Source organism: Collinsella sp. CLA-SR-H006, from assembly GCF_040097075.1.
Classification (GTDB): domain Bacteria; phylum Actinomycetota; class Coriobacteriia; order Coriobacteriales; family Coriobacteriaceae; genus Collinsella.
This window is the reverse complement of the sequence record NZ_JBBNPD010000005.1, coordinates 84,693-99,316: the sequence shown is the minus strand read 5'-3', so window position 1 is coordinate 99,316 and position 14,624 is coordinate 84,693. Positions and strand designations below refer to the sequence as shown.

Annotated in this window: 17 protein-coding genes and 1 tRNA gene; all 18 read right to left on the bottom strand. The window is 61.9% G+C overall.

Going from position 1 to position 14,624, the window contains the following annotated elements:
* Nucleotides 1–7: 7 nt before the first annotated feature.
* Nucleotides 8–1,609, bottom strand: a complete 1,602-nt coding sequence (metG, locus tag AAA069_RS04470; RefSeq protein WP_349127678.1) for a methionine--tRNA ligase — start codon at nt 1,607–1,609, stop codon at nt 8–10.
* A gap of 69 nt (nt 1,610–1,678) precedes the next feature.
* Nucleotides 1,679–2,557: a 16S rRNA (cytidine(1402)-2'-O)-methyltransferase gene (gene rsmI, locus AAA069_RS04465; protein WP_349127677.1), complete on the bottom strand. Its 879-nt coding sequence runs from the start codon at nt 2,555–2,557 to the stop codon at nt 1,679–1,681.
* A 6-nt stretch (nt 2,558–2,563) separates the two neighbouring features.
* A complete protein-coding gene (locus AAA069_RS04460; protein ID WP_138113978.1) occupies nt 2,564–3,625 on the bottom strand; it encodes a cellulase family glycosylhydrolase in 1,062 nt (353 codons plus the stop codon).
* A gap of 468 nt (nt 3,626–4,093) precedes the next feature.
* A tRNA-Phe gene (locus AAA069_RS04455) sits at nt 4,094–4,166 on the bottom strand.
* 123 nt (nt 4,167–4,289) lie between these two features.
* A complete protein-coding gene (locus AAA069_RS04450; RefSeq protein WP_099432624.1) occupies nt 4,290–4,574 on the bottom strand; it encodes a ribbon-helix-helix domain-containing protein in 285 nt (94 codons plus the stop codon).
* Complete coding sequence (locus tag AAA069_RS04445) at nt 4,574–4,840, bottom strand: hypothetical protein (RefSeq protein WP_349127676.1); 267 nt, start codon at nt 4,838–4,840, stop codon at nt 4,574–4,576. Before AAA069_RS04445 ends, AAA069_RS04450 begins: the two co-directional genes overlap by 1 nt.
* A 58-nt stretch (nt 4,841–4,898) precedes the next feature.
* A complete protein-coding gene (locus AAA069_RS04440) occupies nt 4,899–5,258 on the bottom strand; it encodes a DUF192 domain-containing protein (RefSeq protein ID WP_349127675.1) in 360 nt (119 codons plus the stop codon).
* Nucleotides 5,255–5,731 carry a hypothetical protein gene (locus tag AAA069_RS04435; protein ID WP_349127674.1) on the bottom strand — a complete coding sequence of 159 codons (477 nt, stop codon included), beginning with the start codon at nt 5,729–5,731 and terminating at the stop codon, nt 5,255–5,257. The genes AAA069_RS04440 and AAA069_RS04435 overlap by 4 nt, the downstream gene beginning before the upstream one ends.
* Nucleotides 5,731–7,884 (bottom strand): hypothetical protein, encoded by a 2,154-nt coding sequence (locus tag AAA069_RS04430; RefSeq protein ID WP_349127673.1) that lies wholly within the window; start codon nt 7,882–7,884, stop codon nt 5,731–5,733. Before AAA069_RS04430 ends, AAA069_RS04435 begins: the two co-directional genes overlap by 1 nt.
* Nucleotides 7,856–8,392, bottom strand: coding sequence for a TadE family protein (locus AAA069_RS04425; protein WP_082421851.1), 537 nt, complete (start codon nt 8,390–8,392; stop codon nt 7,856–7,858). Before AAA069_RS04425 ends, AAA069_RS04430 begins: the two co-directional genes overlap by 29 nt.
* Nucleotides 8,328–8,546, bottom strand: coding sequence for a hypothetical protein (locus AAA069_RS04420; RefSeq protein ID WP_055285909.1), 219 nt, complete (start codon nt 8,544–8,546; stop codon nt 8,328–8,330). Before AAA069_RS04420 ends, AAA069_RS04425 begins: the two co-directional genes overlap by 65 nt.
* Before the next feature lies 1 nt (nt 8,547).
* The gene (locus AAA069_RS04415) at nt 8,548–8,778 is read right to left on the bottom strand and encodes a hypothetical protein (protein ID WP_195239548.1); all 231 of its coding nucleotides are present in this window, start codon (nt 8,776–8,778) and stop codon (nt 8,548–8,550) included.
* Between the two features lie 296 nt (nt 8,779–9,074).
* Nucleotides 9,075–9,308, bottom strand: a complete 234-nt coding sequence (locus tag AAA069_RS04410) for a hypothetical protein (protein ID WP_006235091.1) — start codon at nt 9,306–9,308, stop codon at nt 9,075–9,077.
* A 10-nt stretch (nt 9,309–9,318) separates the two neighbouring features.
* Nucleotides 9,319–9,960 carry a type II secretion system F family protein gene (locus AAA069_RS04405; protein WP_346979010.1) on the bottom strand — a complete coding sequence of 214 codons (642 nt, stop codon included), beginning with the start codon at nt 9,958–9,960 and terminating at the stop codon, nt 9,319–9,321.
* Nucleotides 9,957–10,883: a type II secretion system F family protein gene (locus AAA069_RS04400; protein WP_349127672.1), complete on the bottom strand. Its 927-nt coding sequence runs from the start codon at nt 10,881–10,883 to the stop codon at nt 9,957–9,959. The genes AAA069_RS04405 and AAA069_RS04400 overlap by 4 nt, the downstream gene beginning before the upstream one ends.
* On the bottom strand, nt 10,856–12,184 hold the full coding sequence (locus AAA069_RS04395; protein WP_006235095.1) for a CpaF family protein: 1,329 nt from the start codon (nt 12,182–12,184) through the stop codon (nt 10,856–10,858). Before AAA069_RS04395 ends, AAA069_RS04400 begins: the two co-directional genes overlap by 28 nt.
* Complete coding sequence (locus AAA069_RS04390; RefSeq protein WP_349127671.1) at nt 12,181–13,830, bottom strand: P-loop NTPase; 1,650 nt, start codon at nt 13,828–13,830, stop codon at nt 12,181–12,183. The genes AAA069_RS04395 and AAA069_RS04390 overlap by 4 nt, the downstream gene beginning before the upstream one ends.
* Entirely contained in the window at nt 13,830–14,489 is a 660-nt protein-coding gene (cpaB, locus tag AAA069_RS04385) for a Flp pilus assembly protein CpaB (RefSeq protein ID WP_227790272.1), read from the bottom strand. Before cpaB ends, AAA069_RS04390 begins: the two co-directional genes overlap by 1 nt.
* Nucleotides 14,490–14,624 lie beyond the last annotated feature (135 nt).

Here is a 14,624-nt window from a genome sequence, read left to right as displayed (position 1 = left end):
CAGCGGCTTAGCCCAAACGCGGGAACAGCGGCTCGCCCTTCTCGACGGGCTGGCCACCAGCAAGCAGGCCCCAAGCGCAAATGCCCTTGAGGTCGTCGCTCGTGGCCTCGTCCTCGCAGGACAGGCGACGCAGAGCCTCGGCAGAAGTCTGGGGCATGAGCGGCATCAGCAGGTGAGCGGCGATGCGAATGGCCTCGAGCAGGTTGTAGATCACAAATGCCAGCTCGTCAGCCTTGGCCTCGTCCTTGGCAAGCGCCCAGGGCTCGGAGTCCTCGATGTAGTGGTTGGCAGCATGGATGAGCTCCATGACCTCGTCCTTAGCTCCACCGTAATCGAGCACGTCCATCTTGGCCATATAGCGATCGACCAGGCCATCGGCAATTTTTGCCAGCGGGTTGTCGAACGCATCGAACGATGCGGGCTTGGCGGGCGCGCAGCCGTCAAAGTACTTGCCGCTCATGTTGAGCGAACGCGAGATGAGGTTGCCCCAGCTGTTGGCCAGGTCGGCGTTGTAGACCTGCTCCATGCGATCGAAGCTGATGGCGCCGTCGGTGCCGGGGACCACATCGGTCATGAAGTAGTAGCGATAGCCCTCGACGCCCAGCATGTCGATAACGTCCTGCGGAGCGATGGCGTTGCCGCGGCTCTTGGACATCTTCTCGGCCTTGCCAGTCTCGGCATTGCGCACGGTCAGGAAGCCGTGGGCAAAGACGTGCTCGGGCAGGGCCTCGCCGATGGCCATGAGCATGGCGGGCCAAATGACGCAGTGGAAGCGGATGATGTCCTTACCCACGATGTGGAACTGCGCGGGCCAGCGATAGGCCAGCTCGGCACGCGCCTCGTCGGTGTCCACACCGTAGCCGACGGCCGTCATGTAGTTGAGCAGCGCATCGAACCACACGTACGTCACGTGGCCCTCGTCAAACGGGACCTGAATGCCCCAGTCAAAGCTCGTGCGGCTCACGGAAAGGTCGTTAAGGCCGCCCTCGACAAAGCTGCGTACCTCGTTCATACGGAACGCAGGCTCGACAAAGTCGGGGTGCTCGTCGTAAAGCTTGAGCAGCTTGTCCTGGAAAGCGGAAAGCTTAAAGAAGTAGGACTCCTCCTGCACGCGCTCCAGCGGACGGTGGCAGTCGGGGCACAGGTGCTGGCCGACGCTGCCGTACTCCTCGTCGCCCTTCTGGACCTGCGTATCGGTGAAGTAGGTCTCGTCGGGCACACAGTACCAGCCATCGTAGCTGCCCTTATACAGGTAGCCGGACTCCTTCATGCGCTCCCACAGGTACTGCACGGCATGGTGCTGGCGCGGCTCGGTGGTGCGGATGAAGTCATCGTTGGAGATCTCGAGCTTGTTCCAAAGCTCCTTGAAGTGCGGAGCCTGGCTGTCGGTCCACTCCTGAGGCGTCATGTTGTGCTTGGCTGCGGCCTCGGCGACCTTCTCGCCGTGCTCGTCCATGCCGGTCAGGAACTTGACGTTATAGCCGGCGGAGCGGCGATAGCGAGCCTGAACGTCGGCGATGATGGTGGAATAAGCCGTGCCCAGGTGCGGATCGGCGTTGACGTAGTAGATGGGCGTCGTGATAAAGAACGAAGGCTTGCTTTGATCCATGGGGTTTGTCCTCCAGAAAAACGTTGCATACAGAGGATGATTCTAGCGCAAGGGCTGGATATCCTCCATCTATTGCATATCGAGCACCATGGCATAGACATCGCGCTTGCGGCGCGAATACTTCTGAGACAGGCGCTTGGCCACCGCAGACACGGGCTCCCCCTCCTCGAGCGCGGCGCGGATATCCTCGCGCAGGGCCTCGTCGGGATCCGCTGCCGCGGCGCCAACCGGCACGATACCGGCCTCCTCATCCTCGCTCGGCGGCGCGATGACCAGCGCAATCTCGCCCTTTACCTCGCCGCGAGCACGCAGCTCCTCAGCAAGCTGGGCAGCGGGCCCGCGCAAGACTTCCTCGTGCAGCTTGGTGAGCTCGCGGCAGACGGCAACCTCACGCTGGGGAAAAACCTCTGCCACGGCCTCGAGCGTCGCCACGATGCGATGTGGAGACTCGTAGAAGATGAGTGCGCCGGGAACCACGGCAAGGCGCTGCAAACGACGCACGCGGTCGCCGTGCTTTCGGCCCAAAAAGCCCTCGAAGAAAAAATGTTCGCAGGGAATGCCGGACGAAACGAGCGCCGTGACGCAAGCAGAGGGCCCGGGAACAACTTCGACGGGCACATCGGCCTCACGCGCCGCCTCGACCAGCGCCTGGCCGGGATCGGACACGCTCGGCATGCCGGCGTCCGAGGCAAAGGCGAGGGTCTCCCCCGCCAGCAGACGGTCGACCAGGCCGGTGGCGCGGCTGGCGATCACATTCTCGTCGCAACGGACAAGCGGCTTGGAAATGCCCAGATGCATCAGCAGCTTTGACGTCACACGCGTGTCTTCGCAGCAGATGGCATCGGCGGCGGCAAAGGCCTCGCCAACGCGTGGGGACAGGTCGCCCAGGTTGCCGATGGGCGTGCCGACCACATAGAGTTTGCCCGTATGGGCGCTGTTTTGCGTCATATCAACCTATTCAATCATGCCGCGCTCGAGCGTGCCGAGCGCCGCGCGGGCGTCCCATGCTGCAATGCGCTTCTCGGTCTTCCACGTTTGGAAGAACCAACCGGCAGCCGGCGCAAACGAAGCCAGCTGATTGGCGATAAACACGCGCTCGTAGGCATTGCGGCCCTCGGGCGTAACCGACGAGTTGGCAAAGATCGCCGCGCCCGACCATTCGCCCACCAGCACGGGGAACCCAGTTGAAATCGCTTCTTTAAGCTCGCGCTTGTTACGCGAAATCGCCGTCGTCAGCCCGCGGGGGCTCGTGATGTCGAGCGCATGCTCGTCGCGGTAATGGTACAGGTGAAGGTCCATGTAGACGTTCTTGTACTTGGCGCCGCGCATAAAATGCTTCCACTCGCTGGGATGCCCCGACGACGAGAAAACGACGATCTTATCCTCGGGCATATACGAACGGACGAGCTCGTAAGCATCGCGATAGAAATTGCGCAGGTAGTGAGCAGGAATGCCATCCGTCATGGTGAAGAGGCTCTTGCGGACACTCATCTGCGGCGTATCCAGCAGCTCAATACCCAGCAGGCTCTCGGCCTCGCCGTAGCGATCGGCCAAGCGCTCGAGCACGTCGAGTGCGACATGACGACCGTTGGTGGACGAATGCCACTCGGCAACAGCCTCCGGCGTGGCGGGCGAATCGTTGGAATCGCCCTGGCCACCGGGCACAGTCGCCAGGTCAAGCAGCACGCGAATGTTGTACTTGGCAGCCCACTCAATCGCGCGGTCGATGTAATCGACAACCGAGATGTAGGAGGCATCGGACTCCTGTGAGCCAAAGGCATACCAAGGCACCGGCAGGCGCACGGCGTTGAGGCCGATCTGCGCCATGCGACGGAAATCGTCCTCGCTCACAAACGTCTCGTAATGACGGCGCATGCGCTCGTTATAGGCGGCGGTGCCCATGGCCTCCTGCAGCTCGGCCGCGTTGGATGCACCGGTCGCCGCGTATAGCGACGGGGTCACCCAAGGCTCGGGAATAAACCAGCCAGAGAGATTAACGCCGAGTATCCTCTCCATCACTGCCCCCTTCGGATCGTGCAGGCCGAGCCTGCATCGTATTGCATAGGAAAAGTATCGTTTTGAGTATACCCGCGCGTGCGGACAGACGACCGAACGGTCTGTAAAGTGGCGCAAAAGCGGGAGGAATGTCTGAGCGGGCGGGCCCGAGATGTGCACGCACGTCGGAAGTAAGCGCCGGAAAACGCATCCCACTCTGAAGCCAAATTCCGGGACGCAGTTTCCGCAGAGCCCTCGATAAAAGAAAAGGACCCCTTTGCAGAGGTCCTAGTCAATTCAAGGTGGCGGGGAAGGGAATCGCGTCCGCGCGCTGCGCGGACGGACCGCTGTGGCGCTTACGCGCCTTGCGAGCTGCGCTGGCAAACGCTTACGCGTTTACTCAGCTCCGCGCCCTCACGGGGTTCGATTCCATGTGGGGGCTGTATAAAAGAAAAGGACCCCTTTGCAGAGGTCCTAGTCAATTCAAGGTGGCGGGGAAGGGAATCGAACCCCTGACACGAGGATTTTCAGTCCTCTGCTCTACCAACTGAGCTACCCAGCCATTTGAGTTGTGCCTTGTTTCAAGGCTTGATTAGTATAACCAAGGACGCGTTCCGGTCAACCGAGAATTTTAAAAAAGTTTTTGAGCACAGCCTCGGTTCTATAAATCGGCACGTCAGAGGCATCAGCCGGCAGCAAGAAGTTTTTCACTCAGAGCCGCACGGGCAAACTCACTTGGCGTCATCCCCTCGGCAGCCGCCCGTCGACGAATGGCCTCCTTCATTCCCAGAGGAATCTTGACCGACAGCGTTGCCGTCCCCTCACCTGAGAGCGGGGGCCGTCCACGCACGATCCCACCAACGGTGTGTTCGCCATCCGGAAACTCTCCGCGCTCGTACGACTCGCACCACGCGTCAATCATTTCATCCGTTACAACCTGACCATTAGCGGCCGTATACGTCTTGCCCATCATCGACCCCTTTGCCGAGCCTGTTCAATCTCCTGCCAAAATTTCTTCTGGACTGGAGACAAGGCATGAATGATAAGCCACCCACGGACAAGCTCGACCGCGACAAGCTCCACGCTTCGTCCGTCTGGAAGCCATCCAATGGCAAGCCATCTCGGCGGCTCGTCCTCCGGCTCGCGGCGAATGCACTCAGTAACCGCGAACCAGGCACCTAGCACTTGCTTTTCCGTCAAGTGTTTTTTGGCGTTCGGATGGATCTCAACATCCATGCATCTTCTCCTCCATCTTACCAAATTTCGTATGACGAAAGTCCGCAGTCGCCAATTCTTAAGCCGGCACGCGTTGGAGAGCAGGGGTCGAAACAATGATTGAAGGACGCTCTAGTGCGGCCCAGGCGCATGGGTGGGAGCACATGCGCCAAGGACGAACGTTTTCGTATCGCGCGAGGATATTGCCGTCGCGATCGATGAAGGCGATGTCGATGGGATAGGCCATAAAACACGTATGGACCGAAGAGCAGCGTGGAAACGCCATGACGAGCGGCAGGCCGTTGGCGGCAACCGGACGCCGTCCCAGCATGCCGCGCAGGCGCACGACAAACGACTCCGCCACCACAAACTCGGCCGGCGTCCAACCCAGTCTGTTGAGTGCCCGCGCGTAGACGATGTAGGACGAGACCGCGGTCACATGACCACCCCCGGACGCCATGGATCGACCGTCACCGCACGCTCGTGCGACAACGTTGTCGGCGCCCCCAGCGAAACGCCAGCGATGCTGAGAAAAGTCGGCCACGGCTCATAGTGCATGGTGCAGGTGTAGGTCCTAAACGTACCGGATAGGGAGAGCAGGCCACCATCCGATGCCTTCGCGCCTTGCTCGCTCGACACTTCGATCTGTAAGTCATAGCCTTCCATGGCATTCAGAATTTGAGTCTGAACCGTCGCCGAGGCATCGGCAGAGCTTTCGTCGCCCTCCCCCTCCGACGCCACGGCATGCGCTAGCACGATGTCGGGCACCACGCGGTCGAAGCGCGCGACAGCGCTGGCAAAGATCATGACGTTGTACACGATGAGTGCCAGCACCAGCAAAACGGGCGTAACCACTGCCATCTCCACCGTCGCTTGGGCGCGCTCCTCGCGCAGACGCATGCGGATACTCATTACGACCCACCGCCCAGAGCGCCAACCAGCGTGGCGACATCGACGGTGAGCGGGATGGAGCCGCCGCCGGGCAGAGGAATCTCCGCAAGTGTGAACACCGTACCGCTAATGGTGCGTTCGACTTGATATTCCAACGCCTCGCAAAGCGCCTTGGGATCGGTCACGCCCAACGGAATACTTCGCAGTTTGTCTTGCGCTTGAGAGAGACCCGCAATGTCAGACCCCGGACTCTTAATGATATTGGCGGAATCGGTCAGCACCGGCTTTCGCAGGCGCAAGTCGCACGGTTCCAAACCCAGCGCCGCCACGGACGCCGAAACGGTATCGCCGAGCCACGATGCGATGGAGCCCAACGCGCCGCTGCCCCCTCCTAGGCCTTTAATCATCTCGTCCATAAGTTCGTCGGCTGAGCCTTGGATATCACCGTATCCCACGAGTAGCCGTCCCCAAACATCCATGACGCCGTCGAGCACGCCGGCAACGCCGCCCGAGCGTTCCTTCAATGTCGAGAAAAATCGCGAAAGCACGTTGTTTTGCGCCGTCGCCTCATCGGACGCCAGCACCGCGGCAGAGATAGCACCGCGATCGCCAAGCCTGACTGCCGCGTTAAACGAGGAGTTAAGTTGATCGGGGCTGGTAATGTCACCCGAAACTGCAAAGGCGACCACGCCGTTGCGGCCAGGTGGGGCGATACGCGGGCGCTCGCCGGAAAGCGCTTTAATGGCCTGGTCAAACGCATTGCCCGCACGGTCGGCCTCATCCTCGGTCTGACGCTCAAGTTCGAGTTCTTTGTTGCGGCATTCGACGTAGTCTTCCAGAGCCTCTTTGAACTTATCGAAGTGGTACTCGAAGCCCCTTTCGACAGAAGTCGTTGCAATCGCAACGTACCCTAAAGACGACACACCGAAATGGCATTCGCTACACGTTTCGTGACCGTCAAAATCTGCGACGGATGCCAGCCCACCCGGCTTTCCTTTTTTGTAATTTGGACAGTCAGTCCCATAATGCAAATAGGTAACTTTATCTACTTCACTCGTGGGCCAACGCGCATCGGTATAGAGTTCAGTCGTCCGCGCCTCATCTGGATTTCGCGGAAGGAAAGGGATGCGGGCGGAAACTTTGCCGTCCTTTTCAGTTATATATGCCCGCTCGACTTCTTCGCCCGCATAAGCGAAGAACACCTTTCGTGCAGCAGAATCTGCCTGTTTTTCCGGACCCTCGCCAAGCGGTTTCTCATTTGCCAGGCGCTGGCGATAGTAGGCCTTCGCGCGATCGAGCGCCACTTGCGGTTCCCACGTAACGCTCGAAGCGTAATGCGGATTTTGAGCACCAGAGAGATCCGTTAGACTTTTCACACGCTCCCACATGCAAGAACAGCTGCTGACCGAGCCCTTGTCAGACCCGCCACAATCCGCCAGCCAAGCGCGCTCTTTAGCCTTCGCCGTGTCCTCAGAAGCCTTCCGCAGCTCCTCGGCCGCACGCTCTAAATCATCTGATGTGTCTTTAATGGTATCGGTCGAGATCTCTGACCCTTTGAGCGCAGCGAAGTCCGACTCGGATGTCCTGGGCACGGCAAGCGCCGTACCGGTATAGGCCACACTATCGGTATCCTGCGCCGACACCGCCTGCGTGGCACGCGCGGCAATCAGATACGGCAGAGCCGTCTCGATTTTCTGCAAGCCTTCCGATGCGCTTTTGGCAAACTTGTTGCGCGTTTTAATGATCTCAATCCCGGTGTCGACCATATTGCCGGCAACTGGTTCGGCACCTGGGATGAGAATGGCAACCAGGCCCGTCCCGATTGTGGCAAACCCCGCTAGCCCCAGACTCAAGATGCTCGCATCAACCACCGTGGCAGCCGTGTGATAGGACGACACCACGTTGGCACCCGCCAGCGCGCCGCTATCGGCCGCCACCTGGGTATCCCCGGCACGCGACATGCTCCATATCGCCGCGGTCGACGAAAACAACAACGTGAGCACCACTAGGATGACCACGGCAGAAGAAAGCGTGGTGTAGGCACCGTCTTCGATAAACAGGTCGATACCGGCGCGGCCCATAAAGCCGCCTCGCTTGCGATGGCAGCTCGGACGGCGCGTCAAAACGCATCTAGACCAGAAACGCTTAATCCCATGCAGCAATCCACGAATCATAATCTCCCTCCAGCCATTCGGGACGCGATTGATACGAGACATCGACCTTGAGCTCAACGTAGCCGCCCTCGGCGGTACCACCCATAGCCTGCGCAAACGCACCGATCACAGGCAACGGCTTGACCTCGCCGGAAACGGACACGGACGAGACACCACCCGCACCGGCCCGGCCAAGCTCGATATCCCACGACAACGGCCCGCCGGCATGAAAGATCGAAACGTTGGGCACTGCGGCAAGCCGGCGGCGGGTGAACTCCTTAAGATCGTCGTCCTCCGCCGTCGTCGTGGTCATGAGCCGCGCGGTCTCGGCAGCGGCAGACTCCATGACCGCGCGCGTATAGAGCAAACACACCGGTTGCAGTGCGAGAAGAATGAGCATCAGAAACGTCGGCAGCAAAAAAGCAGCCTCGACCGTAGACTGCGCCCGGTCCTCGCGCGCGATATCAATACAACGCGATGTCCTTAGCGCCCGCAGCGGCGTCGATAACCGACGTCGAGGCAACGCCATGGGATGCCGCCCGCTCAACCAGCGCCGCCAAGTGCCCATCGGTGCCAGCACGCCAAAGCCCCGCAATCGCCAGCACGATCGATAACAGCGCCACCGTGACGATGGCGTATTCGACCGTCGCCTGGGCAGATTCCTCGCGCAGGACGTCATGCATTTCACGACCCCTCCTTTGAGCTTATTGTTTGCGGGGCCAGGCGCACCGCGCGCAGACGACACGAAGCATCGCCAGTATCCGCGGCAACCGTCACCATATCGACCCAGCCGCGCCCATCGCGCACAATGGCGCCCCATACGTTACCCTTAATATCGAGATAGCCGCTCAGGGCGAGCTGGGCCGTTGGCACCTCGCGGTAGGCGCGTAACATATCCGCCGCTGCCTCGGTCATCGGTCGGTCCTCGGACCATGCAAGCCGGACCGCAATCGCGTTGTCCTCAGGCGAATCCGTCGCAGTGCCAGACCGCTTGTCGAGCATCCGCAGAAAGGTTTGCGCCGTGACAGCGACATCCGAATCGTCCGCATCTCGCATCTCATCTTTTTGAGACGCCACCGCCGAATCTGAGCCCGAATCGAAGGCGGCCCCAGGACGCTGCTGCCGCGCGGCGTTTAGCCCCCAAACCGCCACTGCCACCGCCACAACCACACAGGCAAACACCAGCAGTGCGCCGACAGGCCGCCTACCCTCTACAGGCTGTTGATGCCCTCGCTGATAGCGTTCCATAGATCTTGGACCTTGCCCTTAAATGCGACAATGGCAATGATGGCGATCACCACGAGCACGCCGACCAAGATGGCGTATTCGGTGGTGCCCTGCGCACTCTCCTCCTGCAGCAGCTCCCCGGCATGCTGGCGAGCGCGAATTGACTGGCAAACAGCCCAGCTCCAGACCTTGCCAGCAACGTCAGTCATCGTGTTCATGTATTCCTCCCTACATCATCCCGCCTGCTCCCAACAGCGGGCCCAATATGGACAGAAGCAACGCCGGCAAGATGAGTGTGCCGGTGGGAATCAGCAGCTTGACGGGCGCACGCTCGATCTCGCGCTCGACCGCGGCGCGATGAGCCGCACGGATCTCGCGACTTTGAGCGGCCAGTGTCTCGGCAAGTGGGGCACCCAGAGCGAGCGCCTGCCCCACCGTGATGGCAAAGGTCTCGAGCGCTCGCACGTCCAGGTCGCGTGCGGCGGCCAACAACTCGTCCTCACGCGTGCCCACGCCCACCTGCCATGCCATGCAGGCCCGCTCAAGTCGAAGAGCCAGCACTGACCGGCGGTTGGCGCAGAAAATCTCAAGCGCCGCATCAAACGAAAGACCGGCCGAAAGACCCAAGCGCACAACATCGATCATCTCGGACACTTCGCCGAGCGATACTCGCGCCGGGCCGCCCGCTCCAACCGCGCCCTTCATTCGCGCGGTCAGAGCATCGACCACCGAGCGACCCGCGGCAGCGACCAGCACCGCCTCGCGCTTGCAGGCCTCTGCGATCTTGCGTGCATCCGCCCGATCCAAACCCGTCGCGACAAATGCACTCAGAGCGCACAGGCAAGCCGCAACTGCAACCAGGGCGCTCACAGCTCCACCCGCATAATGCGCCTGATAACCACCAGGGCAACGGCGTTGAGGGCAAGACCCAGCGCCACAGCGCCCGCGCCGGCAGGCGTCGCAAGACCGCGACGAAAATCTGCCGAAAGCAGCGCCAACACCGCGCACATGCCCGCCGGCATCGCCGCGACCATATGCGCAGACATGCGAGCCTGCGACGTCTTGACATCCAGGCGGCGCTTGAGCTCAATGCGCTCCCCCACCATGCTCGACGCCTCGGACAGTAAGTCGGCAAGCGGAGCACCGGTGCGCTGAGACACCTTAAGCGCCAAGGTCACAAGCGAAAGACCGGGGGCGTCGATGCGCACGAGCAAGTCATCGAGCGCATCGGTCGCCGAGATGCCGCAATCGATCGCCGCCGCCACCCGCAAAAACTCGGTATGCACCGGCTCTTGCGCATGAGCGCCCACAAAGCGCATGCCCTGGGCCAGCGAATGTCCCGAGGCAAGCGACATGGAAAGTGCGGTAAACGCCTCGGGCATGGCCTCTTCTGCATCGTGTTGCTCGCGCCGGCTCTCAAAGCCATCCCGAGCGGCGCCAGCGGCAATCGGAGCAACAAGTCCCAAGGCAAATCCGAGGGGCGATAACGACACCATCGTTAGTAAAACGCAGCAGACACCGCTCGATAGCAGCAGAAACGCCAAACGCCCCGAAGCATCTTCGATCACGAGGCCAAGGCGATGCGCCGGAGCCAGCGATGCCCACGAACGGGCGATCTTTTTCAGCAGATCGTTTTCCACCAGCTCACGCGGCAGCTTCTCTGCCGCCGTCTCGAGCGCCTGACGCGCCAGCTCCGCCGGCGGCACCTGCGGCACACGAGGTTCCGCCCCGCACGCCGTCGCAACAGAAAACCCTGCCAAACCCCCTACGACGAGGGGCACAGCGACCTCCATTCGTCCACCTCCTCTTGTGTGAGCGTCCCCGACCGCAGGCCTTCTGCAATAAACGGCGGCTCGCGGTCAAGCGTCCAGGTGCGCTCGGCGGCATCGAAAGTCACATAGCGCTCGAGCTCTACGCCGCCCGACGCGGCGCGACGCACCCCCGAATACGAGGAGACGAAACGCCTGCCATCGGCGTGGCGCTCGGACATCACGATACCGTCGAGCGCCATGGCAATCTGCTCCTCGATGAGCTCGCTCGGCAGATCGATGCCATAACGTGCAAGCAACGTCAGACGCACCACGGTCTCCTGTTCTGAGCCCGCATGAAGTGTGGTGAGCGACCCGTCGTGGCCCGTGTTCATGGCCTGCAACATGTCGCAGCACTCGGCACCGCGCACCTCGCCCACCACGATGCGGTCGGGGCGCATGCGCAGGGCATTGGTCACCAGGTCGCGGATCGTCACCGCGCCCTCGCCCTCAATTGAAGCCTCGCGCGCCTCTAGACGCACCACGTGCGGATGATGCGCAAACTTGAGCTCGGCAGAGTCCTCGATCGTCACGATGCGCTCGCCGGTGGAGATCTCGCATGACAACGCGTTGAGCAGGGTGGTCTTACCAGATCCCGTGCCTCCCGCAACCGCCAGGTCCTGTCGCAGCGACACCGCGCACGACAGCAGCTGCGCATACCAAAGCGGCAGCGACCCCAGCCCCACAAGCTCGTCCAGCGAGCAGATACGGTCCGAGAACTTTCGGATGGTGAGAATCGGTCCGTCAATCGCCACAGGCGGAATCACCGCGTTGACGCGATAGCCCGTTTTGAGGCGGGCGTTGACGATGGGGCTGCGCTCGTCGATACGGCGGCCAAGTGGCGAGATGATGCGGTCGATAAGCACCCGGATCTGCTCATCATCCTCAAACGCATGCTCGATGGGATACAAGACGCCGCCGCGTTCAAAGAAAGCCGAGCGGCAGCCGTTGATCATGATTTCGGTAACGGTGTCGTCCTCGATGAGCGGCTGCAACGGCCCCAAGCCCACCACGTCATCCAAAATCTCGTCGATGATAGTCTCGCGCTCGGGCGTCGCGAGATCGGTCGGCTCCTCAACATTGAGCGCCGCCTCCACCGCAGGACGCAATTCCGAGCGGGCAAGTGCCGGGTCGATATAGGCGCTGATACGCGCCACTTCGTCGTAACCCATGCGGTCCATCACGGCGCGCTTGGTGCGTCGTTTCACCGCGCGGCGACGCCCCGCATCTACAGGCGCTGCCGCCGCTGCAGCGCCAGCAGCCTTAATCCTCGTTTGCAGGCTCATCGCTGATCACCCTCGCGCGACCAGGGAAGGCGAATACGCGGGCGTTCGGTGCGCATTGCACGGTCGGCGACCATATCGCTCCAAGGGCCGACGGCGCATCCCAGTTCCACGAGCATCTCGCGCGTGGCCTCGCGCACGCTGGTCGCAAAAGCGCTGGTCTGCCCCACTGCCTCGTCAGCGCGCCCAAACGCCATGAGCGCGGCGAGATCCTGCCCGCCATCGGCGATACGAATCTTGGAGCTCAACGCACAGGCAATCTCAAAGCGCATGGCGACGTCCTCGTCTGCCCCGCGCGCACCGAACCGGTTGAACACGGCGCTCATGCGCGTGCGCGGCACACCTACTCGACTTGCCAGTTCAATGACGCGCGACGCCGATGTCGCGGACGACACCGCCGCATCGCCAACGACCAGGCAACGGTCGCTCGCCGCCACCGCAGCCGCCACGGCATCGCCCCAAAAGACCGAGGTATCGATAAAGACCACGTCGGATTCGCGACGCAGGACATCAAGCAATAGCTCCACCGGACGTGCCATGAGCTCGGCTTGCTCGGGCGCCGCGACGGGACCCCAGAGCGTAACGCCCGGCGCCACGCGCATCGATGTGGCTACGATATCCGGCTCGGTGAGCGCGCCCGCCGCCGACGGCTCGATAAGTGCCGCCATATCGCGCGGAGCATCGACGCCTAACAAGTCGTAAAGGTTTCCAAACATCAGGTCCAGGTCGAGCACGGCGGCACGCAAGCCCAACAGCGACGATGTGTGTGCCATGGTGGCAACGATCGTCGACTTGCCGCAACCGCCCGAACCCGAAATGGCGCAGATGACCGGAGCTCGATGCTGCGGAGCGGCAGCGTCTGCCGGCGGCATCGGAGGCGGCGGGGCGGGCGTCGGCGACAGCGTCCCCGTCTCCCCCGCCGCAACCACACGCTGCGTCCAAGCCGGCATGGCGGCTTGTTCGGTCTGCAAGGCAGGCTCGTTCTGTGCAATCTGCTCATGCTGCATCAGCGACAACTCGCCGCACCCGGCAAAGCCCTCAACTTCGTCGAGTTCATCCGCCAGATTCACGCCGTGCACGTATCCCATATCTACAGCCGGGGAGTCGCCAGCATGCTGTGCCGGCCCTCCAGCGTCATCGTATACAAGGGGGTTCCGGGGGCGCCGACCATGCTCGGCTTCCGCTTTTCCATAATCATCAACACGCGGGCCTCTTGTAGCGCGAGGCGCCCCGGGTTCCCTATCAACAAAAGCATCGGGCTCAATCGTCATGCGCCGATCGGAATCAACCGCTCCCTCGCCCGCGCGCCCGTTGCCGCATGTACTGTGCGCAGCGATGACCTCGGTCGCCCCCGCGCGAAACAGTCCCTCGATATCCGACGGATCGAGCACTTCTATCAACACGACCACGCGACTCACGCGGCCTTCGGCCGTCAGGCGCGCAACAGTCTTGCGCACATCTTCGATATCAAACAGAGACGCCGCGATGATGGCAGCCCCGCGGCGCGACGGAAACGCCCGCGCCATGGAAACCAGCCCGTCCAGGTCACCCACGCGAAGCACCTGTGCACCCGCATCACGGCCCTCGACTTCCTGCTGCAACAGCCCGTAATCGCCGCACGCGCAGCACGCAAGCCAGATCGCCTTCATCACTCGTCGCCTCCGCTCTTTTTGCCGCGCGCCGTGGCGGGAATCGTCAAGCTGACCGTTCCCTTGCCCGAGGCTCCCAGCAGTTCCTTGACGTCTTCGGGGTCAGCCGCCAGCGTCACCCATTCGATCTTGCCCTCGCGCGTGGCACCGGAATTCTCACTGGTATCGATCACGTGCGCGCCGCACAGTCGATCGGTTACGCCATCTTTTTGCACGTACACGTCCACATAGCTGCCCACGCCCGTGGCACCGCCGACCGAGTGCTCGGCATCGACCGCCACCGAAACGGCGACCTTGCCCTTAGGCACCTCGAGCTTGTGGCTCTCGGCCTTGGTGTAGACATTGCAGATCACGGCGTTTTTGGGAATACGCGAAGTCGTCACGTCGCCGCGCACCTGGCGCAGCTCGGTCGCCGCGTCACGCGGCAGCAGACTCGTCAGCCATTCCTGGGTTATGACATTGGTCTCATCGAGGGTCTCGCCCACATCGATATCGCGCGCCGCGACGCATACCTCGACGCGATCGCCACCGTACTTGGCCAAGGTCTCAGCCTGGACCTGTTCGGCTTGCGAGCGGATCGACGAGCCGTAAACCATGCAGAGCAGAGCAGCGAGCACGCCCGCGACCAGACTGATGGCGATGCGCTTGCTCTTGTTCACGGCCGCTCCTCTCATGGCAGTGCCGGGCGAATGCCCGTACCACCATTGTCTGGGCGGTCAGAGCGCAAAGCGGCGCAATCGCGATCTTGGTTTTCGATGCCAAACCAATCGCTGACCAAAAGCTGACCAGCCCGT